Below are 19797 nucleotides of genomic sequence, written 5' to 3'. Positions count from 1 at the left end.
GCGCATCCCGCGACCAGAAGAGCAACAAGTATGAAAAGAACACGAATGGAGCGGCGTCTGCCGTTGAGCGGGCGACGGCAGTACCCGTCCTTCGCCGGGCTCGTCGAGCTCAAGGCCGCGGTCGCCCAGTGGTACGCGACGCACCACGGCGTCGAGCTGGACCCCGAGACCGAGGTCGCGATCCTGTTCGGCGCGAAGGCAGGCCTGGTGGAGATCCGCCAGTGCTTCCTGAACCCCGGGCCCGCGCCCGGATGCACCCGCTCCCGCTCCTGCGGGAGAACGGTTTCCTGCCCGACTACGACGCCCTGGACCCGGCCGTGCGCGAGCGGGCCAAGCTGACCAGGCGGCGGAACGCACCGCCGCCCAGGTCGGGCGTGAGGTGCCGGAACTGCGGGAGTGGCGCTACGGCCGCAACGTGTCCCCGCGAGACATCGCCTACGACTTCCTCGTCGAGGGCCTCCTGGACGACATGGACATGGTCGACCGCTATCTGGTCCACCCCTTCCACCAGCTGGCCATCCACCAGTGGCGGGAGATCAGCGACTGGGTCGTGGTCGACGTCGAGGCGTGACGAGCGGACCGCGGCCGCCCCGGCATCGTCACCGGGGCGGCCGCGGCCTGGCGTACTCGATGCGGGGCTCAGTTCACGTTGACGGCGCTCCAGGCCGCGGCCACCGCGTTGTACTCGGTGCTGCCCGCGCCGTACAGGTCCTTGGCGGCGTTCAGGGTCGCCGTGCGGGCCCCCGCGTAGTTCGTCGAGGAGGTCATGTAGACCGTCAGCGCCCGGTACCAGATCTTGCCGACCTTGTCCCGGCCGATGCCGGTGACCGTGGAGCCGTTGTACGTCGGCGAGTCGTAGCTGACGCCGTTGATGGTCTTCGGGCCGCTGCCCTCCGCCAGCAGATAGGCGAAGTGGTTGGCGACACCGGAGGAGTAGTGGACGTCGAGATTCCCGACCGACGAACTCCAGTAGTCCGCCGAGTTGCCGTCCTTCGACGGCTTGTCCATGTAGCGCAGGGCGGTGTGGCCGAAGCCGGACTTCACGATCTTCTCGCCGATGAGGTAGTCACCGGGGTCGGAGGGGTTGTTGGCGTACCACTCCACCATCGTGCCGAGGATGTCCGAGGTGGCCTCGTTGAGCCCGCCGGACTCGCCGGAGTAGGTCAGCGCGGCGGTCTTCGACGTCACCCCGTGGGTCATCTCGTGCCCGGCCACGTCGAGGGCGACCAGCGGCCCGAACGTGGTCCCGTCACCGTCGCCGTACGTCATGCAGAAGCAACTGTCGTCCCAGAAGGCGTTGTTGTAGTTGCTGCCGTAGTGGACACGGTTGTACGAGCCCTTGCCGTCGCCCGCGATGCCGCTGCGCCCCTGGACGTTCTTGTAGTAGTCCCAGGTCATGTTCGTGCCGTACTGGGCGTCGACGGCGGCCGAGGCGCGGTCGGAGGTGGTGCCGGTGCCCCAGTGGTTGTCGGCGTCCGTGAACAGGTCCGCGGGTGCCCGGCTGAAGCAGATGCCGAAGAAGCACAGGTCCGTCTTGCCCTCGGCGTCGCCGGTGTAGGTGTTGCCGCGCGTCGGGTCCTTGAGCTGGTACGACGATCCCGACTGGGTCGTTTCCAGCGGCACCGTCCCGCTGTACAGCGACTTGCCGTCGCCGGCGGCGGTCTCGATGCTGTCCCAGGCGTCGATCTGCCGGCCCGTGCGGGCGTCGGTCAGCACGGTCCGGGCGACCGGGTTGCCGAGCGAGTCCAGGCCGGCCGCGTTCGTGCGCCAGGCGAGCCTCGGGGTGCCGTGCAGGGCGTCGACGATCAACTCGGGCTTGGCCTTGACCTGCTTCAGGGTGTTGCCGAGGTGGACGGCGCGCAGGGCGTTCACGGCGAGGTCGGCGGCCTGGGGCGCGGAGATCTTCGGGAGGATCGAGGTGAGGGATATCGTGCCGCGGGTGGCCCGGTTCGCACTGCGATAGGCGCCGTCCGGGGTCAGGTGGACCACGAAGTCGCCGCCCAGCACGGGCAGTCCGTGGTAGCTGCGGTCGTAGCGGACGTGCTGGGTGCCGTCCTTGTCCACGATCACATCGCGGACGGTGGTGCCCTCGGCGGAGGTCAGGCCGAGGCTCGCGGCGTGGGCCAGGAGCGCCGACGCGGCGTTCTGGATCGCGGTGGCCCTGGTCGGTCTGGCGTCGGCGTGGGCGGCGGGGGAGAGGGCCAGGGACAGCAGGGTCGCGGTGGTGACGGCGACGCCGGCGGTGGTGGCGAGACGACGGGATCCTCGGACGTGCTGGCGTATCCGGCTCATGGATCTCCTCGGGGAAGCGCCCGTCAAGGCGTGGGGGCGGCGCTGATGTCTTCAGTGATTTAAGGGGCCTTGATATGTCATGTCCATAGCCCCTTCATGGAGATGTGTGAGGAGCCGAGGGGGGTAGAGAATCGTTTCCGTGATCACCGAGGAGAACGAGAAGGCCCCTGAGGAGGCCGGCACCCCCCTGCCCTTCTTCGTCTACGGCACCCTGCGTCCCGGCGAGGCCAACCACGACCTGTTCCTGCGGGGCCGCACCGTGTCGGAGGAACCGGCCCGCCTGCGGGACGCCGCGCTGTACGACGGCCCCGGCTACCCCTACGCCGTGGACCGGCCGGGCGGCGAGATCCGGGGCGAACTGGTCACCGCCCGCCCGGAGTCGTACACCGAGCTGCTCGCCGCCCTGGACCGCCTGGAGGAGTACACCCCGGGAGACCCCCGCAACCTCTACGAACGCGCCGCCCGCGAGGTCGTACGCGCCGACGGCACCACCATCCCCGCCTGGGTCTACCTGGCCGCCCCGCGCGTGGCGGCCCGGCTGCGAAACCAGGGCAGGCCGATCGACGGCGGGGACTGGCGCGGGCGCTGATCAGAGGCGAGGTACTGGCAGGCCGAGTCCTCGCTGATCGTCACCGACCTCCACCCGCACCGCGCACGACTTGAACTCCGGCATCCGGGACGTCGGGTCGAGGGCCGGATTGGTCAGGGTGTTGGCGCGGCCCTCGCCGGGCCAGTGGAAGGGCATGAAGACGGTGTCCGGGCGGATGGCGGAGGTGATCCGGGCGGGGGCGGTCGCCCGGCCCCGGCGGGAGGTCACGGTCACCGGATCCCCCTCGGCCGCGCCGATCCGGGACGCGAGGCGGGGGTGGAGCTCCACGAAGGGGCCGGGGGCGGCGGCGTTCAGCTCGGTGACCCGCCGGGTCTGCGCCCCCGACTGGTACTGCGACACCACCCGGCCGGTGGTCAGCAGCAGCGGATACTCGGCATCCGGTTCCTCCGCCGTCGGGCGGTGGGTCACGGGGGCGAACCGGGCCCGGCCGTCCGGCGTGGCGAAACGGTCCAGGAAGAGGCGCGGGGTGCCCGGGTGAGCCACCTCGCCTTCCGGATCCGCGTCCGCGTTCTGCGGGCACGGCCAGAACACCCCGTTCTCCTCCGCCAGCCGCCCGTAGCTGATCCCCGAGTAGTCCGCCGGACCGCCCGCGCTCGCCCGGCGCAGCTCCTGGAAGACCTCCTCCGCGTCTGTCGGGAAGCCCTTCTCCACCCCCAGCCGGGCCGCCAGCTCGTGCAGGACGTACAGGTCGCTGCGGACCCCGGGCGGCGGGGTGACCGCCTGGCGGCGCAGCAGGACCCTGCCCTCCAGGCTGGTCGTCGTGCCCGTCTCCTCCGCCCACTGCGTCACCGGCAGCACCACGTCCGCCAGCTCGGCCGTCTCCGACCGCACGACGTCACAAACCGCCAGGAAATCAAGGGACTCGAGACGCTCCTCGACATGCGCCGCGTGCGGCGCCGACACCACCGGGTTGGAGCCCATCAGCAGCAGCGCCCGGATGTCCGTGCCGAGGGCGTCGAGCAGCTCGTACGCGCTGCGCCCGGGGCCGGGCAGCGCATCCGGGTCCACGCCCCACACCCCGGCCACATGCGCCCGCGCCGCCGGGTCGTCCAGCTTGCGGTAGCCGGGCAACTGGTCGGCCTTCTGGCCGTGTTCGCGGCCGCCCTGCCCGTTGCCCTGCCCGGTCAGACAGCCGTAACCGCTCAACGGCCGCCCCGCGCGCCCCGTCGCCAGGCACAGGTTGATCCACGCGCCGACCGTGTCCGTGCCCTTGGACTGCTGCTCCGGCCCGCGTGCGGTGAGCACCATCGCCGACTCCGGCTCGCAGAACAGCCGTACCGCCTCCCGGAGCTGTGGAACGGACACCCCCGTGATCCGCTCCACCTGTTCCGGCCAGTGCGCCATCGCCACCGCGCGCGCCTGCTCCCAGCCCGTCGTCCGCTCCCGGATGTACTCCTCGTCCGTCCGCTCCTCCGCCACCACCAGGTGCAGCAGGCCGAGCGCCAGGGCGAGATCGGTGCCGGGCCGGGGGGCCAGGTGCAGGTCCGCCTGCTCGGCCGTCCTCGTCCGGCGCGGGTCGACGACGATCAACGTGCCGCCGTTCTCCCGCAGTTCGCTGAAGAAGCGCAGGGAGGGCGGCATGGTCTCCGCGAGGTTCGACCCGACGAGGATCACGCACCCGGTCTTCGGTATGTCCTCCAGGGGGAAGGGGAGGCCCCGGTCGAGCCCGAACGCCTTCGTGCCCGCAGCCGCCGCCGACGACATGCAGAAGCGGCCGTTGTAGTCGATCTGCGAGGTCCCCAGCACCACCCGGGCGAACTTCCCCAGCGCGTACGCCTTCTCGTTCGTCAGCCCGCCCCCGCCGAACACGCCCAGCGCGTCCGCGCCGTACTCCTCCCGCGTGTTCCCGAGCCGCTCGGCGATCCGGTCCAGGGCCTCGTCCCAGCCCGCCTCGACCAGCCGGCCCCCGGACCGCACCAGCGGCGAGGTCAGCCGTACCGCGGGCGAGAGCACCTCGGCCGCCGTACGGCCCTTGCCGCACAGCGCACCCCGGTTCACCGGGAAGTCCGTCCGCTCGGTCACCTCGACGCCCCCCTGCGGCAGGGGCGTGACGTTCATCCCGCACTGCAAGGCGCAGTACGGGCAGTGGGTGGGCGTCGAGGCGATCGGTTCCATGCCGCCAGCGTGCGGCGGGCGTGTTACGGCCCCGACCGCCTCCCGTTACACGCCCGGCACGGCGACCTCCCCGCCGGGCCGGTGACGCCGTGAGGTCCCTACTGCCGGCTCAGCGAGCGGCTGACGCCCGCCGCGATCGTCGTCGCCAGCACCCAGCCGGTGACGATCAGCAGATACGACAGCCACTGGTACCACCCGCGCGGCGCGTACGCCCCCTCCTGGCCGAAGTCGATGATCGGCAGCAACAGGTCGAGGGTGTAGAAGAGCGGGTTGAACGCGGGCGCCTCGGACGGCTTGAGCGCGGGCGGATGGTGCAGGGCGAAGACGAGCGTGCCGGTGCACAGCAGGAGCAGCAGCCAGCCCGCGGCCCGCATCGGCCGGAAGCCGTAGCCGACGGCCGCGTCCTGGAGGAAGCCCCACAGCTGGGCGTACGGCGGCAGGGTACGGCGGTGGCGACGGAGCTTGGCCAGCTGGACGGTGCGCGCGGCGGCATCGTCGCCGACCGTGCGGTATGCGGTGGTGAGCTGCTCGTAGGGGTGGGGGAGATAGCCGTCCGGCTCGCGTTCCAGCAGCGGAAGACGTTGCTCGGCCGGGAGGTGCGGGGTCAGGACGCGATAGCCGAGCCCGTCGAGCTGCACGCGCTCGGGCCACACCTCGGGCGGCACGTGCAGCAGGTCGAGCTGGGCGCGACGCAGATTGACGGCACCCTCGACGGGCGCGGCGTCGCGCAGCCACAGTTCGCCGATGACACTGCTGCTGGCGCGCAGGGCCTGACCGCCGGGATTGGACAGACGGGCGTGGGCGAGGTTGAGCTGACGGGGAATCCTGGCACCGGCCAGATTGACCCGGCCGTGCGTCCGCAGCCGCATGGCGTGCAGGTCGGTGCCGACCGTCAGGACCTCGGCGTGCAGGGCGGAGCCGCCGGGGGCGTTCAGCTCGGCGTCGTTGAGATTGACCTGTCCGCCGACGACCGCCCCGTTCAGGTGCACCTTTCCGTGCGCGACCAGCCCGGGGGCCCACACGTCGGTGGCCACCTCGGCGTGGTTGAGCTGGAGCACGGGCTCCTCGGGGACCTCGCCGGGACTGCCGAGCCGCGCACCGCCGGCGAACAACGCTCCGGACAGCTTCGCCCCCTGGAGCCGTACCGGCCCCGTGATCCGGCAGCAGCTGATCCGCACGACGCCTTCGGCGCGCAGGTTCCCGGCCGTCAGCCCCGGCAGCACCGAGTCGCTCAGGACCAGCACGACGACCCGCGCCCCGTACAGATCGGGCGCTTCCTCGAAGTGGCAGCAACGCAGCCGCACCGGATGGCCGACGGTGCCGTACTTGAGGTCCAGCCGCCCGGTGACGCGCGCCCCCCACACCTTCAGCCCGGCGATCCGCCCGTCCCGCACCGGCCCGTCCAGCAGCAGCTCCCGCAGCACCTCCGCCCGCAACGTCCGCTCCGGACCCCATGACGCGCCCTGCGCGGGGTCCTCGTCCTCGCCCTCCCGGAAGTCGACCCCTTCGCCGAGCGGGAAGGCCTCCCGGACGCGGCGCTCGGCGGGCGTCAGGTCCGTGATCTCCACGTCAGCCCCGCGCCTGGGCGAGCGCCTCGGTGACCCCGTGCTCCCGCGGCCCGAGGAAGGTCGGATCCGGACGGAACACCGCGTCCAGCACCGCCTTGCCCGCCGCGAACACCTCGCGGGTCCCGCCGTAGTACCAGGTCACGTCGTGCTTGTCGGCCACCCCGACCCCGTACGAGTCCACCCCCGCCGCCTCGCACAGCGCCACCGCACGCCGGATGTGGAAACCCTGGCTGATCAGCACGGCCCGGTCCACACCGAAGATCTTCTTGGCCCGCACACAGGAGTCCCAGGTGTCGAACCCGGCGTAGTCGCTGACGATCCGCCGGCCCGGCACCCCGTGCTTCTGCAGGTAGGCGCGCATGGCGTCGGGCTCGTCGTAGTCCTTGCGGCTGTTGTCCCCGGTGACGAGCACGACCTTGATCCGCCCCGCCCGGTACAGCCGAGCCGCCGCGTCCAGCCGGTGCGCCAGATACGGCGACGGCTCCCCGTTCCACAGCCCCGCACCGAAGACGACCGCGACGGGTGCCGACGGGGCGTCGGCCGTCGTGCGCAGCCGGTCCGCCGTGGACACGAACAGCCAGGTCGCCGGCAGCAGCGCCAGCACACACCCGGCCATCACGGCCTGCACCAGCCGCCGCTGCCCCGTGCGGGTGCGCGGCAGCCGCGGTCGACGGATCTTCATACGGCCCCCCAGGGCTCGGTGCCAACCGGTTCCGACCATGGAGGACGTCACCGGCAGCCGTCCGGTTTGCCTCACATCGAGCATCCGTACGACGTGAAGCAGCGGAAAAGGCTCGTGACGGCCCGGCAACGGCCACGCAACCTGGCCCCGTCAGGATCCTTTCATGACGGCGTCGCACCCTCCCAGCTCCGAGTCCCGCATCCACCTCGACAGCACGGCGCAGCTCATGGACAGCATCAGCAGCCGGCTCGCCGGCCGGCTCCGGCTCGTCTCCCCGCTCGGCCACCGCCGCACGGCCCCGCCCGCCCTCGTCCTGGTCGCCCACGGCAGCCGCGACCCGCGCGCGCTGGAAACCGTGCGGACGCTCGCGGACCGGGTGCGCGAACTGCGCCCCGTCCTCGCCGTCCACCTGGGCCACATCGAGCTGAACGAGCCCCTGCTCCCGGACACCCTCGCCGCCCTGGGCGACACCCCCGCCGTCCTGGTCCCGCTGCTCCTCTCGCGCGGCTACCACGTCAAACAGGACATCCCCGAGATGGCCGCCGCCGCACCGGCACCGACCCGCCTGGCCGCCCCGCTCGGCCCGCACCCGCTCCTGGTGGAGACCCTCTACGACCGCCTGGTCGAGTCCGGCTGGCCCCCGGCCATGGACGCGGCCCCCCGTCGTGGGAGCGCGGTCGTCCTGGCCGCCGCCGGCTCACGCGACCCCGACTCGGCCCGCGACACCCGCCGCACGGCCCGCCTCCTCGCGGACCGGCTGGGCGTCCCGGTGGTCCCGGCCTACGCCTCGGCGGCGACCCCGACGGTCCCGACGGCGGTACGGGCCCTGACGGCGAGGGGCCGGCACAATGTGGCGGTCGCTTCGTACTTCACGGCCCCGGGGCGTTTCGCGACGCAGTGCGCGGACGCGGCGCCGTGGATGGCGTCGGCCCCCCTGGGCGCGCATCCGGCGATGGCCCGCCTGATCCTGCACCGGTACGACCAGGCACGGGTGACGAGGCAGGCGGAACTGGCTTCGGCTTGAAAGAAGGGGCTGCGAAAGAAGGGGCGCGGGGCTGTATCGCTATGCGGCTCCGCCGCGTGGGCGCGACGAGCCACACACGACACCCGCCTCAAAACAGAACAGGGCAGATGAGTAGGCATACTGTCGAAGAATGGAAGGCACCGCACTCGACAACGGCACCTACGACCCCACCGCAGCGGAGCGTTGGGTCCCCGAGCCCGACAAACGCCCCGGCCGCACCGCCTTCCAACGCGACCGCGCCCGCATCCTGCACTCCGCCGCGCTCAGAAGACTGGCAGGCAAGACCCAGGTCGTCACGCCAGGCACCCGGAGCCAGGCATGGGACGCCAGCCCCCGGACACGGCTCACCCACTCCCTGGAATGCGCCCAGGTGGGCCGGGAGCTCGGCGCGGCCCTCGGCTGTGACCCCGACCTGGTGGAGGCCGCCTGCCTGGCCCACGACCTCGGCCACCCGCCCTTCGGCCACAACGGCGAACAGGCGCTGAACGCCTTCGCGGACGACTGCGGCGGCTTCGAGGGCAACGCCCAGTCCCTCAGGCTCCTCACCCGTATCGAGCCCAAACGGTTCACCGCCGGAGGCACCCGTTCGGTCGGCCTCAACCTCACCCGCGCCACCCTCGACGCCGCCACCAAGTACCCCTGGCCGCGCGGCGCCCACCCCACCGACCCGGCATCGAGGAAGTTCGGTGTCTACGCGGACGACCGCCCGGTGTTCGACTGGGTCAGGGCGCACGCCCCAGGCACCCGCACCTGCTTCGAGGCCCAGGTCATGGACTGGGCGGACGACGTGGCGTACTCGGTGCACGACGTCGAGGACGGCCTGCACGCCGGTCATGTCGACCCCAACTGCCTGCACGCCGAGCCCGAGCGGCAGGCGGTGTTCGAGGTCGCCATCGGCAGATACGTTCCCGCGGACACCGCCCCGGCCGAACTGGCCGCCGCCCTCGACCGGCTCCAGGACGAGGAGTGGTGGCCGCACGGCTACGACGGCACGGCGGTCGCCCAGGCCCGCCTGAAGGACGCCACCAGCCAGCTCATCGGCCGGTTCTGTCTGGCCGCCGAGGGCGCCACCCGCGTCGCGTACGGCACCGGCCGGCTCACCCGCTACGACGCCGAACTCGTCGTACCCCGCGAGGCCCGCATGGAGTGCGCGGTGCTCAAGGCGGTCGCGGACCGGTATGTGATGCAGCGCGCCGAGCAGGAGCGGCTGCGCGCCGACCAGCGGGTCGTCGTGGCGGAGCTGGCGGAGGCGCTCACCGCCCGCGCGCCGGACGGGCTGGATCCACAGTTTCGGGCCCTGTTCGACGGGGCAGGCGACGACCACGCACGCAAGCGGGTGATCGTCGACCAGATCGCCTCCCTCACGGACGCCTCCGCGCGCTCGCTGCACGCGAGACTTACGGGGCATATGTGAGAGGAACATGACCGTCCGTGGCCTGATCGGGTCACTCCCTCTTCCCGCAGCACGCCCGGTGCGGGACGCTCGCATGTGGCGGCACCCTTACGAGGAGGCATCAAGTGGTCGACGCGGATCAGACATTCGTCATCGTCGGGGGCGGACTCGCCGGCGCGAAGGCGGCCGAGACGCTCCGGGCGGAGGGCTTCACCGGCCGGGTGATACTGATCAGTGACGAACGCGACCACCCCTACGAGCGACCGCCGCTGTCCAAGGGCTATCTGCTCGGCAAGGAGGAACGCGACAGCGTCTTCGTGCACGAGCCGGCCTGGTACGCGCGGAACGACATCGAGCTGCACCTCGGCCAGTTCGTGGACCGCATCGACCGCGGCGCGAAGACGGTCCGCTTCGGCGACGACGGCACCCTCGTCCGCTACGACAAGCTGCTGCTGGTCACCGGCGCCGAGCCGCGCCGCCTGGACATCCCGGGCACCGACCTGGCGGGCGTGCACCACCTGCGCCGCCTCGCCCACGCCGAGCGCCTCAAGGGCGTCCTCGCGGCCCTCGGCCGGGACAACGGGCACATCGTGATCGCGGGCGCCGGCTGGATCGGCCTGGAGGTCGCGGCGGCGGCCCGCGAGTACGGCGCGGAGGTCACGGTGATCGAACCGGCGCCGACCCCGCTGCACGGCGTCCTCGGCCCCGAGCTGGGCGGCGTCTTCGCCGAGCTGCACCGCGAGCACGGCGTCCGCTTCCACTTCGGGCGGCAGCTCACCGAGATCGTCGGCCAGGACGGCATGGTCCTCGCGGTCCGCACCGACGACGGCGAGGAACACCCGGCGCACGACGTGCTCGCCGCGATCGGGGCGGCGCCCCGGGTCGGCCTCGCGGAGGCGGCGGGCCTGGAGATCGCAGGCCGGGCGCTCGGCGGCGGCATCGCCGTCGACGAGCGGCTGCGCACGTCCGACCCCGACATCTACGCGGCCGGTGACGTGGCGTCCTTCCCGCTGGCCCGGTTCGACACCCGGCTGCGGGTGGAGCACTGGGCCAACGCCCTGAACGGCGGACCGGCGGCGGCCCGCGCGATGCTGGGCCAGGACGTCGTCCACGACCGGGTGCCGTACTTCTTCACCGACCAGTACGACCTGGGCATGGAGTACAGCGGATGGGCGCCGGCCGGGTCGTACGACCAGGTGGTGATCCGGGGTGACGCCGGGAAGCGGGAGTTCATCGCGTTCTGGGTGAAGGAGGGACGCGTGCTGGCCGGGATGAACGTGAACGTGTGGGATGTCACAGAGCAGATCCAGAAGCTGATCCGTTCCACGGCCCAGGTGGACACGGAGGCCCTGGCCGACCCGCACGTGCCGCTGGAGAGCCTCACTTCCTGAGGACCGGGACTGTCACAGCACCCCCGTAGAATTCACGCGTGGCAGGACGGATCAACGACGAGGACGTGAAGGCGGTACGGGACGCGGTCCCGATCGACGCCGTGGTCTCCGAGTACCTCCAGCTGCGGGGCGCGGGCGGCGGCAACCTCAAGGGGCTGTGCCCGTTCCACGACGAGAAGTCTCCGTCCTTCCAGGTCAGCCCCAGCAAGGGACTCTTCCACTGCTTCGGCTGCCAGGAGGGCGGCGACACCATCACCTTCGTGATGAAGGTGGACCACCTCTCCTTCTCGGAGGCGGTGGAGCGGCTCGCCGCCCAGGCCGGCATCACCCTGCGTTACGAGGAGGGCGGGTACAACCCGACCCACCAGCGCGGCGAGCGCATCCGCCTGGTCGAGGCGCACAAGATCGCCGCGCAGTGGTACGCCGAGCAGCTCGCCACCAGCCCCGAGGCCGAGACCGGCCGGGTCTTCCTCGCCGAGCGGGGCTTCGACCAGGCCGCCGCCGTCCACTTCGGCGTCGGCTACAGCCCCCAGGGCTGGGACCACCTCACCCGCTATCTGCGCGGCAAGGGCTTCAGCGACAAGGAGCTGATCCTCTCCGGGCTCTCGCAGGACGGCCGCCGGGGTCCCATCGACCGCTTCCGGGGCCGTCTGATGTGGCCGATCCGGGACATCGGCGGCGAGGTCGTCGGCTTCGGCGCCCGCAAGCTGTACGAGGCGGACAACGGCCCGAAGTACCTGAACACCCCCGAGACGGCGATCTACAAGAAGAGCCAGGTGCTGTACGGCATCGACCTGGCGAAGAAGGAGATCGCCAAGGCCAGCCGCGCGGTCGTGGTCGAGGGCTACACCGACGTCATGGCCTGCCATCTCGCGGGCGTCACGACGGCCATCGCGACCTGCGGCACGGCCTTCGGCGGCGAGCACATCAAGATCCTCCGCCGGCTGCTGATGGACAACGGCAGCGCACGCGTGATCTTCACCTTCGACGGCGACGCGGCGGGCCAGAAGGCCGCCCTGCGCGCCTTCGAGGACGACCAGAAGTTCGCCGCCGAGACCTACATCGCCATCGCGCCCGACGGCATGGACCCGTGCGAGCTGCGCCTGGCCAAGGGCGACGAGGCGGTGGCGGACCTGACCGAACCCCGCACGCCGCTCTTCGAGTTCGCACTCCGCCAGATCGTCTCGCGCTACGACCTGGACACGCCGGGGGGGCGCGCGGCCGCACTGGACGAAGCCGCGCCAGTCGTGGCCAAGATCAAAGACCGCAGCGTCCGGCGTGAGGTCGCGGTGCAACTGGCGGGCCTGGTCGGAATCCTGGATCAGGAGTTCGTCGTGGATCGCGTCGGCTACCTGGTGCGCAGAAACGGGCACGGCGGCCAGGCTCCCACGCCGGCGCGAAGCCGGATGCCGGCGTACGACGCCACACCGCGCCCGGCCAGCAGCGGCCCGGCCCTCACCCTGCGCAACCCGGTCTACGCCGCCGAACGCGAACTGCTCAAACTCGCCCTCCAGCGCCCTGAGCTGGTCTCCCCGGCCTTCGACGCCTACGGCGTGGACGAGTTCACCGCGCCGCCGTACGCGGCCGTCCGCCAGGCCGTCGCGGAGGCGGGCGGCGCGGAGTACGGCGTCCAGGACCCCCAGGAGTACCTGGTCCGGGTCCGTGAGGCCGCGCCCGACGACACCGTCCGCGCGATGGTCACCGAGCTGGCCGTCGAGCCGATCCTGCGCCGCACGGTCGACGAGACCTACGCCGGCACGGTCCTGGTCCAGATCCGCCGCCGCGCCGTCGAGCGCCGCATCCACGACATCCAGTCCCAGCTGACCCGCCTCGCCACCGGCGGCGACCCCGCCCAGCTGGCCGCCGTACAGAACGAGATGTGGGTGCTGCAGCAGTACGACCAGGCGCTGCGGGAGCGGGGCGCGGAGGCGCTCTAGCGTCCCGCGAAGGCCGGTGTCACCGCCTGCACCAGCCGCTTCGCGAACTCGCGCCCGCGGTGGGCGAACCGCGGGTACTCGGTGACGAAGTGGTCCCACTCGGCGTGTTCCGCGGCCTGTGCCACCTCCCGCAGGGTGACCAGATCGCGGTCCCGGGCGGACGAGTCGGCGCTGCCCGAGAGCTGGAAGACCCGCAGCAGCAGGTCGTAGGGGAGCGGGTGGGATTCGGCCAGCAGTACGGCGTCGTACAGGTCCTTGCCCTGGGGATGCATGTCGTCGATCAGCCACATCAGCTTCCAGGCCAGCGACAGCGCGGGGGACGCGGCCAACAGCACGGCAGGGCCGGGAAGTTCGACCGGCTCGGGCTGCTCGGGCAGCTCCTCGTTGAAGACGAAGTCCAGCTGCACGTGCCCGCCGGGCAGGCCGGGTGCCGACCAGGGCAGGAGCATACGGCGGCCGGGCACACGGTCGTAGGTCCAGATGTCCTCCACGAGGGAGCTCCGGGCCGCGAACCTCACTCCTCCCGCGTCCGCCGCCCGCGCCTGCGCCGCCTCCGCGATGCCGTCGAGCATCCGGGTCGTGCGCGCCTCCTCGATCCCCCAGTCCGCCGGTACGACGACGAAGTCCAGGTCACCGGGCTCGCGGGCCGCCTCCCCGAACCACAGCGACATCAGCAGACTGCCGCGCAGCACCAGGGACTCGACCCACTCGGAGTCCCCGATCGCGGCCAGGACCAGGTGCAGCGCCTGCCGCCGGGCCGTACGCCACGCCTCGCCGCGCGCCGGGTCGGCGAAGGCGGGGTCGGTGGCGCGGTAGGCGTTCTGGTGCTGTTTCAGGGCCGGTTCGAAGACGGGGCGCTGGGTCACGTCGTCGCCCGGTATCCAGGTCAGTGTCCGAGGTACATCCCTGGTCGGCCGTTCCCGATCCGTCCCGCTCATCCCCGCATCCCCTGAACCATCGGTTCCTCGATCCATCCGTCGTCCACCGACTCGTCGCTGTCGTACAGCACGAACTCCCGCTCCAGGGAGAGGACTTCGAACTCGCCGAGCTCCGAGAGCAGCAGCCGCAGAGCTTCTTCGGCCGCTGCGTCGCGGACACCCCGGCAGCGCTGCGTCACGAACCGCTCGTGCCGTCCGCCCCCGCACACCCGGCGTGCGTTCCACGACAGGTGCGCTCCGTGCGGGACGACCCGTGCGGTCAACGAGTCCAGGTCGGTCTCCGCGTCCAGGAGCAGCTTCACATGGTGCTCGAAGTACTGCCCGCCCCCGCACGGCCCATCGGGCACCTCCGGCGCCCACGGCACCGACTCCGTCTTCACCCGGACCGGCGCGAAACCGGCCGACCGCAGCGCCGCCACCGTCCCGTCCGCCCGCGCCGACTGCTCGGCGTACGAGGCCGAACCGGCCAGGGTCAGCATCCGCTGGTCCCGCATCCGGCCGCGGGCCAGCACGATGTGCGTCACCTTCAGCCCGGCCGCCTCGGCCCAGCCGCGCAGCCGCTCCGTCTCGGCGGGGCCGGCACAGCGGACGGTGACATGGGTTTCGTACAGAAGTCCGGACACCCGGGGATCCTCCCAGATCAAGGCCGGACCCGGCGCCCGGTTTTCCTGCGCCGATCACCATCCGGTCACGAACCGGACGCAAAAAGTCACCGCAAGCCCCTCGTGGCGGGGATGTGTCGTACTCCACACTGGGTCCGGTGCCCGATCCTCGGAGCGCAGGCCGTCGACTCTCCGCTCCCGAAGTACCGCTGCCGCACAGCCTTCAGCAGCGATCATCCTGGAGGTCGCCCCCGTGCAGACCCAGACCCTCACCCAGACCGACAGCGCCACCAGTGCCACCGGTACCACCGGCACGACCGCGGACGAGCCGGACGCGGAGCTGGACGTCCTCGTGGCCGTGCCCCCGCAGGGCCGCCCCGCCCACCACCCGGAGGCGGTGCCCGCCGAGCCGGTGGAACCACCGGCGGAGGCGCTCGTGGACGAGCCCGAGGAGGACGGCGGACCGCTGGAGTCCGCCGAGCCCGTCGAGACACGGGTCGCCGCCCGGGCCGAGACCGGCGGCCCCTCGGCCGACCTGTTCCGCCAGTACCTGCGCGAGATCGGCCGTATCCCGCTGCTCACCGCCGCCGAGGAGGTCGAACTCGCCCGCCGGGTCGAGGCCGGCCTGTTCGCCGAGGAGAAGCTGGGCAACGCCTCCGACCTGGACAGCCAGTTGGCGCTCGATCTGGACCGGCTCGTCGTCATGGGCCGGATGGCCAAGCGGCGGCTCATCGAGGCCAACCTGCGGCTCGTCGTGTCCGTCGCCAAGCGGTACGTCGGCCGCGGCCTGACCATGCTCGACCTCGTCCAGGAGGGCAACCTCGGGCTGATCCGGGCGGTGGAGAAGTTCGACTACGCCCGCGGCTACAAGTTCTCGACGTACGCCACCTGGTGGATCCGCCAGGCCATGTCCCGGGCCCTCGCCGACCAGGCCCGCACCATACGGGTCCCGGTGCACGTGGTGGAGCTGATCAACCGGGTCGTCCGGGTGCAGCGGCGCATGCTCCAGGAGCGGGGCTACGAGCCGACGCCCGAAGAGGTCGCCGCGCATCTCGAACTGCCGCCCGAACGGATCTCCGAGGTGCTGCGCCTCGCCCAGGAGCCGGTCTCGCTGCACGCCCCGGTCGGCGAGGAGGACGACGTCGCCCTCGGCGACCTGATCGAGGACGGGGACGCGGCATCGCCGGTCGAGTCGGCGGCGTTCCTGCTGCTCCGGGAGCATCTGGAGGCCGTGCTGTCCACGCTGGGCGAGCGGGAGCGCAAGGTCGTACAGCTCCGGTACGGGCTCATCGACGGCCGGCCGCGCACGCTGGAGGAGATAGGCCGGCTGTTCGGGGTGACCCGGGAGCGGATACGGCAGATCGAGTCCAAGACCCTCAACAAGCTCCGGGACCACGCCTTCGCGGACCAGCTGAGGGGCTATCTGGACTGAACGGGGGGCCGCCTGCCGACGGCCCCCCCCGTGCGCCTAGTCCACCTCGGCCACAGCCTGCGCGAACTGGGCCTTGTACAGCCGGGCGTACGCACCGTCCGCGGCCAACAGCTCCGCGTGCGCGCCCTGTTCCACGATCGACCCGTTCTCCATGACGAGAATCGTGTCGGCGTCCCGGATCGTCGACAGCCGGTGCGCGATCACGAACGACGTCCGTCCCGCGGCCAGCTTGGCCATGGCCTTCTGGATCAGCACCTCGGTGCGGGTGTCGACCGAACTCGTCGCCTCGTCCAGCACCAGGATCGTCGGGTCGGACAGGAACGCCCGCGCGATGGTGATGAGCTGCTTCTCACCCGCGCTGACGCCCGTGCCCTCGTCGTCGATCACGGTGTCGTACCCGTCGGGGAGGGTGCGGACGAACCGGTCGGCGTGGGCCGCCCGTGCCGCATCCTCGATCTCCCCGCGGGTGACCTCCCGGGACGCCCCGTACGCGATGTTGTCCGCGATGGTGCCGCCGAACAACCAGGTGTCCTGCAGCACCATGCCGATACCGGACCGGAGTTCGTCCCGGGACATCCTCCGGATGTCGACCCCGTCGAGAGTGATCCGGCCGCCCGAGACGTCGTAGAACCGCATCAGCAGGTTGACCAGCGTGGTCTTGCCCGCACCCGTGGGACCGACGATCGCCACCGTGTGACCGGGCTCCACCGTGAGCGAGAGGTCCTCGATCAGCGGCTTCTCCGGGTCGTACCGGAAGGACACGTGCTCCAGCCGCACCCGGCCGCGCAGCTCCGCCGGCCGCTCGCCCGGCACCGGATCCGCCTCCTGCTCCTCCGCGTCCAGGAGTTCGAAGATCCGCTCGGCCGAGGCGATACCGGACTGCACCAGGTTCGCCATCGACGCGACCTGCGTCAGCGGCATCGAGAACTGCCGCGAGTACTGGATGAAGGCCTGGACGTCACCGATGGACAGGGAACCCGAGGCGACCCGCAGACCGCCGACCACCGCCACCAGGACGTAGTTCAGGTTCGAGACGAACATCATCAGCGGCTGCATGACGCCGCTGTTGAACTGCGCCTTGAACCCGGCCTGGTACAGCGCCTCGTTCTGCTCGGCGAACTGCTTCGCCGACTCCTCCTGTCGGCCGAACACCTTCACCAGGGTGTGCCCGGTGTACATCTCCTCGACATGCGCGTTCAGCTTGCCGGTGGAGCGCCACTGCTGCACGAAGTGCGGCTGCGAGCGTTTGCCGACCCGGGTGGCCACCAGGAACGACAGCGGCACGGTGACCAGGGCGACCAGCGCCAGGATCCAGGAGACGTAGAACATCATCACGAGCACGCCGATGATGGTCAGCAGCGAGTTGATCAGCTGGCCCATCGACTGCTGGAGCGTCTGCCCGATGTTGTCGATGTCGTTGGTCGCGCGGGACAGCACCTCGCCGCGCTGGCGCTTGTCGAAGTACGACAGCGGCAGCCGCGACAGCTTCGCCTGCACGGACTCGCGCATCCGGTACATCGTGCGGTTCACGGCCCGGTTGACCAGCCGGGTGGCCACCGCCATCAGCAGGCCGGCGACCAGGAACGTACAGAGCGCGAGCAGCAGGACGTTCCCGACGGCACCGAAGTCGATGCCCTTGCCGGGCGTGAAGTCGGTGCTTTTGAGCATGTCCGCGATGGAGCCCTGGCCATGGGCCCGCATCCGGTCGAGAACCTGCTCCTTCGTGACGCCGCCCGGCATCTGCCGGCCGATGATGCCGGCGAAGACCAGGTCGGTGGCCCGGCCGAGGATCTTCGGGCCGATCACGCTGAGGGTCACGCTGACGACCACACAGAGCAGCAGGCTGTAGATCGTGGGCCGTTCCGGTCTGAACTGGGCGACGAGCCGTTTGCCCGACCCCTTGAAGTCCATCGAGCGCTGGTCGGGGCCGCCCCCGGCCATCATGCGTCCCATGGGCCCTGCCATCAGGCGGCCTCCGCTTCCGTCAGCTGGGAGAGCACGATCTCCCGGTAGGTCTCGTTGCTCGCCATCAGCTCGCGGTGCCGGCCGGAGCCGACGACCCGGCCCTCGTCCAGCACGACGATCCGGTCCGCGTCCCGGATGGTCGCCACCCGCTGGGCGACGATGACGACGGTCGCCTCGGCGGTCTCGCGGGCGAGCGCGGCGCGCAGGGCCGCGTCGGTGGCGTAGTCGAGCGCGGAGAAGGAGTCGTCGAAGAGGTAGATCTCCGGGCGCTGGACCACGGTGCGGGCGATGGCGAGCCGCTGGCGCTGGCCGCCGGAGACGTTCGTACCGCCCTGCGCGATCGGCGCGTCCAGGCCGCCATCCAGCTTGCTCACGAAGTCCTTGGCCTGCGCCACCTCCAGCGCGTGCCACAGCTCCTCGTCGGTGGCGTCCGGGTTGCCGTAGCGCAGGTTGGTGGCGACCGTCCCCGCGAACAGGTACGGCTTCTGCGGCACCAGCCCGACCGTCCGCGCGAGCAGCTTCGGGTCGACCTCCTGCACGTCCACGCCGTCCACCAGGACCTCGCCCTCGGTGGCGTCGAACAGCCGCGGGACCAGCCCGAGCAGCGTCGACTTGCCGCTGCCCGTGGAGCCGATCACGGCCGTCACCTCACCGGGCCGGGCCACCAGGTCGATGGACTTCAGCACCGGCTCCTCGGCACCCGGATAGCGGAAGCCCGCGCCCCGGACCTCCAGATACCCGTGCCGGCGCAGCTCCGTGACCGGCGCGACCGGCGGAACCACGCTGGAATCGGTCCCGAGGACCTCCTCGATGCGCTCGGCGCACACCTCGGCGCGCGGCACCATCATGAACATGAAGGTGGCCATCATCACGGACATGACGATCTGCATCAGATAGGCGAGGAAGGCGGTCAGGTCACCGATCTGCATCCCGCCGCTGCTGATGCGGTGCGCGCCGAACCACACCACCGCGATCGACGACAGGTTCACCACCGTCATGACGATCGGGAACATCAGCGCGAGCATCCGGCCGGTGGCCAGCTGCATCTCGGTGAGATCGCCGTTGGCCTTCCCGAACCGGCCCTGCTCGTACTCGTCGCGCACGAAGGCGCGGATCACCCGGTTGCCGGTGATCTGCTCGCGCAGCACCCGGTTCACCGTGTCCAGGCGGACCTGCATCGAGCGGAACAGCGGGCGCAGCCGGCGCACGATGAGCGTCACGGAGATCGCCAGCACTGGCACGACGGCCACGAGCACCCCGGACAGCGGTACGTCCAGGCCGAGCGCCAGCACGATGCCGCCCACACACATGATGGGCGCCGACACCATCAGGGTGAACGTCATCAGGGCCAGCATCTGGACCTGCTGTACGTCGTTCGTCGTACGCGTGATGAGCGACGGCGCGCCGAAGTGACCCACCTCGCGCGCGGAGAACGACTGCACCCGGTCGAAGACGGCACCGCGCACGTCCCGGCCGAGCGCGGAGGCGGTCCGCGCACCGTAGTACACGGCGCCGATGTTGCACACGACCTGCGCGAGCGAGATGCCGATCATCAGGGCACCGAAGGACAGGATGTAGTCCGTGTCGCCCTTCACGACACCGTTGTCGATGATGTGCGCGTTCAGCGTGGGCAGGTAGAGGGTGGCGCAGGTCTGCAGGAACTGCAGCAGCACCAGCAGGGCGATGGGCTTCTTGTAGGGCCTGAGATAGGTCCGCAGGAGTCGTATGAGCACGCTGGGTCTCTCGGAGTCGGCGGGTGGGGGGCCGGTCGGTTGCCCCTGGCCCCTATCGTCGGACACTCCACCCGCGTTACCTCAACCGATTAACGCCTCGGACCCGCCTCTTGAG

At 71.3% G+C, this 19797-nt stretch carries 15 protein-coding genes and 1 pseudogene; 8 read left to right on the top strand and 8 right to left on the bottom strand.

Translation table 11 applies throughout. The features are described 5' to 3' along the window. Positions 1–30 precede the first annotated feature (30 nt). Positions 31–339 carry an aminotransferase class I/II-fold pyridoxal phosphate-dependent enzyme gene (locus ACFYOH_RS07340; protein ID WP_388622076.1) on the top strand — a complete coding sequence of 103 codons (309 nt, stop codon included), beginning with the start codon at positions 31–33 and terminating at the stop codon, positions 337–339. A gap of 22 nt (positions 340–361) precedes the next feature. Continuing rightward, positions 362–571, top strand: a pseudogene (locus ACFYOH_RS07335) (Dabb family protein); the annotation flags it as partial. A gap of 68 nt (positions 572–639) precedes the next feature. On the opposite strand, the gene ACFYOH_RS07330 reads toward ACFYOH_RS07335, so the two are convergent. After that, the gene (locus ACFYOH_RS07330) at positions 640–2292 is read right to left on the bottom strand and encodes a M4 family metallopeptidase (protein ID WP_388622074.1); all 1653 of its coding nucleotides are present in this window, start codon (positions 2290–2292) and stop codon (positions 640–642) included. Between the two features lie 139 nt (positions 2293–2431). Between ACFYOH_RS07330 and ACFYOH_RS07325 the strand changes: the two genes are divergently transcribed. After that, positions 2432–2881 carry a gamma-glutamylcyclotransferase family protein gene (locus ACFYOH_RS07325; RefSeq protein WP_388622072.1) on the top strand — a complete coding sequence of 150 codons (450 nt, stop codon included), beginning with the start codon at positions 2432–2434 and terminating at the stop codon, positions 2879–2881. Here ACFYOH_RS07325 and ACFYOH_RS07320 read toward each other — a convergent pair whose 3' ends face one another. The 3 genes from ACFYOH_RS07320 to ACFYOH_RS07310 form a co-directional block, all read right to left on the bottom strand. Next, complete coding sequence (locus ACFYOH_RS07320; RefSeq protein ID WP_388622071.1) at positions 2882–5017, bottom strand: molybdopterin oxidoreductase family protein; 2136 nt, start codon at positions 5015–5017, stop codon at positions 2882–2884. It abuts the gene before it with no gap. A 98-nt stretch (positions 5018–5115) separates the two neighbouring features. Further along, a complete protein-coding gene (locus tag ACFYOH_RS07315) occupies positions 5116–6585 on the bottom strand; it encodes a membrane-associated oxidoreductase (protein WP_388622069.1) in 1470 nt (489 codons plus the stop codon). Between the two features lies 1 nt (position 6586). Further along, positions 6587–7267 carry a vancomycin high temperature exclusion protein gene (locus tag ACFYOH_RS07310; RefSeq protein ID WP_388622067.1) on the bottom strand — a complete coding sequence of 227 codons (681 nt, stop codon included), beginning with the start codon at positions 7265–7267 and terminating at the stop codon, positions 6587–6589. Positions 7268–7430: 163 nt separating this feature from the next. On the opposite strand from ACFYOH_RS07310, the gene ACFYOH_RS07305 reads away from it, so the two are divergent. The 4 genes from ACFYOH_RS07305 (at position 7431) to dnaG (ending at position 13012) form a co-directional block, all read left to right on the top strand. Next, complete coding sequence (locus tag ACFYOH_RS07305; protein ID WP_388622065.1) at positions 7431–8291, top strand: sirohydrochlorin chelatase; 861 nt, start codon at positions 7431–7433, stop codon at positions 8289–8291. Between the two features lie 130 nt (positions 8292–8421). Beyond that, positions 8422–9705: a deoxyguanosinetriphosphate triphosphohydrolase gene (locus ACFYOH_RS07300; protein ID WP_388622063.1), complete on the top strand. Its 1284-nt coding sequence runs from the start codon at positions 8422–8424 to the stop codon at positions 9703–9705. Positions 9706–9809: 104 nt separating this feature from the next. Continuing rightward, entirely contained in the window at positions 9810–11075 is a 1266-nt protein-coding gene (locus tag ACFYOH_RS07295; RefSeq protein ID WP_388622061.1) for an NAD(P)/FAD-dependent oxidoreductase, read from the top strand. 38 nt (positions 11076–11113) lie between these two features. Beyond that, the gene (dnaG, locus tag ACFYOH_RS07290; RefSeq protein ID WP_388622059.1) at positions 11114–13012 is read left to right on the top strand and encodes a DNA primase; all 1899 of its coding nucleotides are present in this window, start codon (positions 11114–11116) and stop codon (positions 13010–13012) included. Here the strand turns inward: dnaG and ACFYOH_RS07285 are convergent. After that, positions 13009–13878, bottom strand: coding sequence for a nucleotidyl transferase AbiEii/AbiGii toxin family protein (locus ACFYOH_RS07285; RefSeq protein ID WP_388622057.1), 870 nt, complete (start codon positions 13876–13878; stop codon positions 13009–13011). The two genes, dnaG and ACFYOH_RS07285, sit on opposite strands and share 4 nt — an antisense overlap. A gap of 68 nt (positions 13879–13946) precedes the next feature. Beyond that, positions 13947–14573: a hypothetical protein gene (locus ACFYOH_RS07280; protein ID WP_388622055.1), complete on the bottom strand. Its 627-nt coding sequence runs from the start codon at positions 14571–14573 to the stop codon at positions 13947–13949. A 232-nt stretch (positions 14574–14805) separates the two neighbouring features. Here ACFYOH_RS07280 and ACFYOH_RS07275 point away from each other — a divergent pair, with 232 nt between their 5' ends. After that, positions 14806–15984 (top strand): RNA polymerase sigma factor, encoded by a 1179-nt coding sequence (locus ACFYOH_RS07275; protein WP_388622053.1) that lies wholly within the window; start codon positions 14806–14808, stop codon positions 15982–15984. A 36-nt stretch (positions 15985–16020) separates the two neighbouring features. Here the strand turns inward: ACFYOH_RS07275 and ACFYOH_RS07270 are convergent, their stop codons facing one another. Together ACFYOH_RS07270 and ACFYOH_RS07265 are read right to left on the bottom strand one after the other, a co-directional pair. Next, positions 16021–17949, bottom strand: a complete 1929-nt coding sequence (locus ACFYOH_RS07270) for an ABC transporter ATP-binding protein (RefSeq protein WP_388622051.1) — start codon at positions 17947–17949, stop codon at positions 16021–16023. After that, a complete protein-coding gene (locus ACFYOH_RS07265) occupies positions 17949–19682 on the bottom strand; it encodes an ABC transporter ATP-binding protein (RefSeq protein WP_388622049.1) in 1734 nt (577 codons plus the stop codon). Before ACFYOH_RS07265 ends, ACFYOH_RS07270 begins: the two co-directional genes overlap by 1 nt. Between the last annotated feature and the right edge of the window lie 115 nt (positions 19683–19797).

The organism is Streptomyces sp. NPDC007856, from assembly GCF_042868225.1.
Taxonomy (GTDB): domain Bacteria; phylum Actinomycetota; class Actinomycetes; order Streptomycetales; family Streptomycetaceae; genus Streptomyces.
The sequence above is the reverse complement of the archived record's forward strand: the minus strand, read 5'-3'. Positions and strand labels throughout refer to the sequence as shown.

Excerpts from the sequence above, each read along its gene's own strand:
- ACFYOH_RS07340 (WP_388622076.1), top strand. The coding sequence starts at position 31 with ATGAAAAGAACACGAATGGAGCGGCGTCTGCCGTTGAGCGGGCGACGG.
- ACFYOH_RS07270 (WP_388622051.1), bottom strand. The coding sequence starts at position 17,949 with ATGGCAGGGCCCATGGGACGCATGATGGCCGGGGGCGGCCCCGACCAG.
- ACFYOH_RS07300 (WP_388622063.1), top strand. The coding sequence starts at position 8,422 with ATGGAAGGCACCGCACTCGACAACGGCACCTACGACCCCACCGCAGCG.
- ACFYOH_RS07310 (WP_388622067.1), bottom strand. The coding sequence starts at position 7,267 with ATGAAGATCCGTCGACCGCGGCTGCCGCGCACCCGCACGGGGCAGCGG.
- ACFYOH_RS07320 (WP_388622071.1), bottom strand. The coding sequence starts at position 5,017 with ATGGAACCGATCGCCTCGACGCCCACCCACTGCCCGTACTGCGCCTTG.
- ACFYOH_RS07330 (WP_388622074.1), bottom strand. The coding sequence starts at position 2,292 with ATGAGCCGGATACGCCAGCACGTCCGAGGATCCCGTCGTCTCGCCACC.
- ACFYOH_RS07305 (WP_388622065.1), top strand. The coding sequence starts at position 7,431 with ATGACGGCGTCGCACCCTCCCAGCTCCGAGTCCCGCATCCACCTCGAC.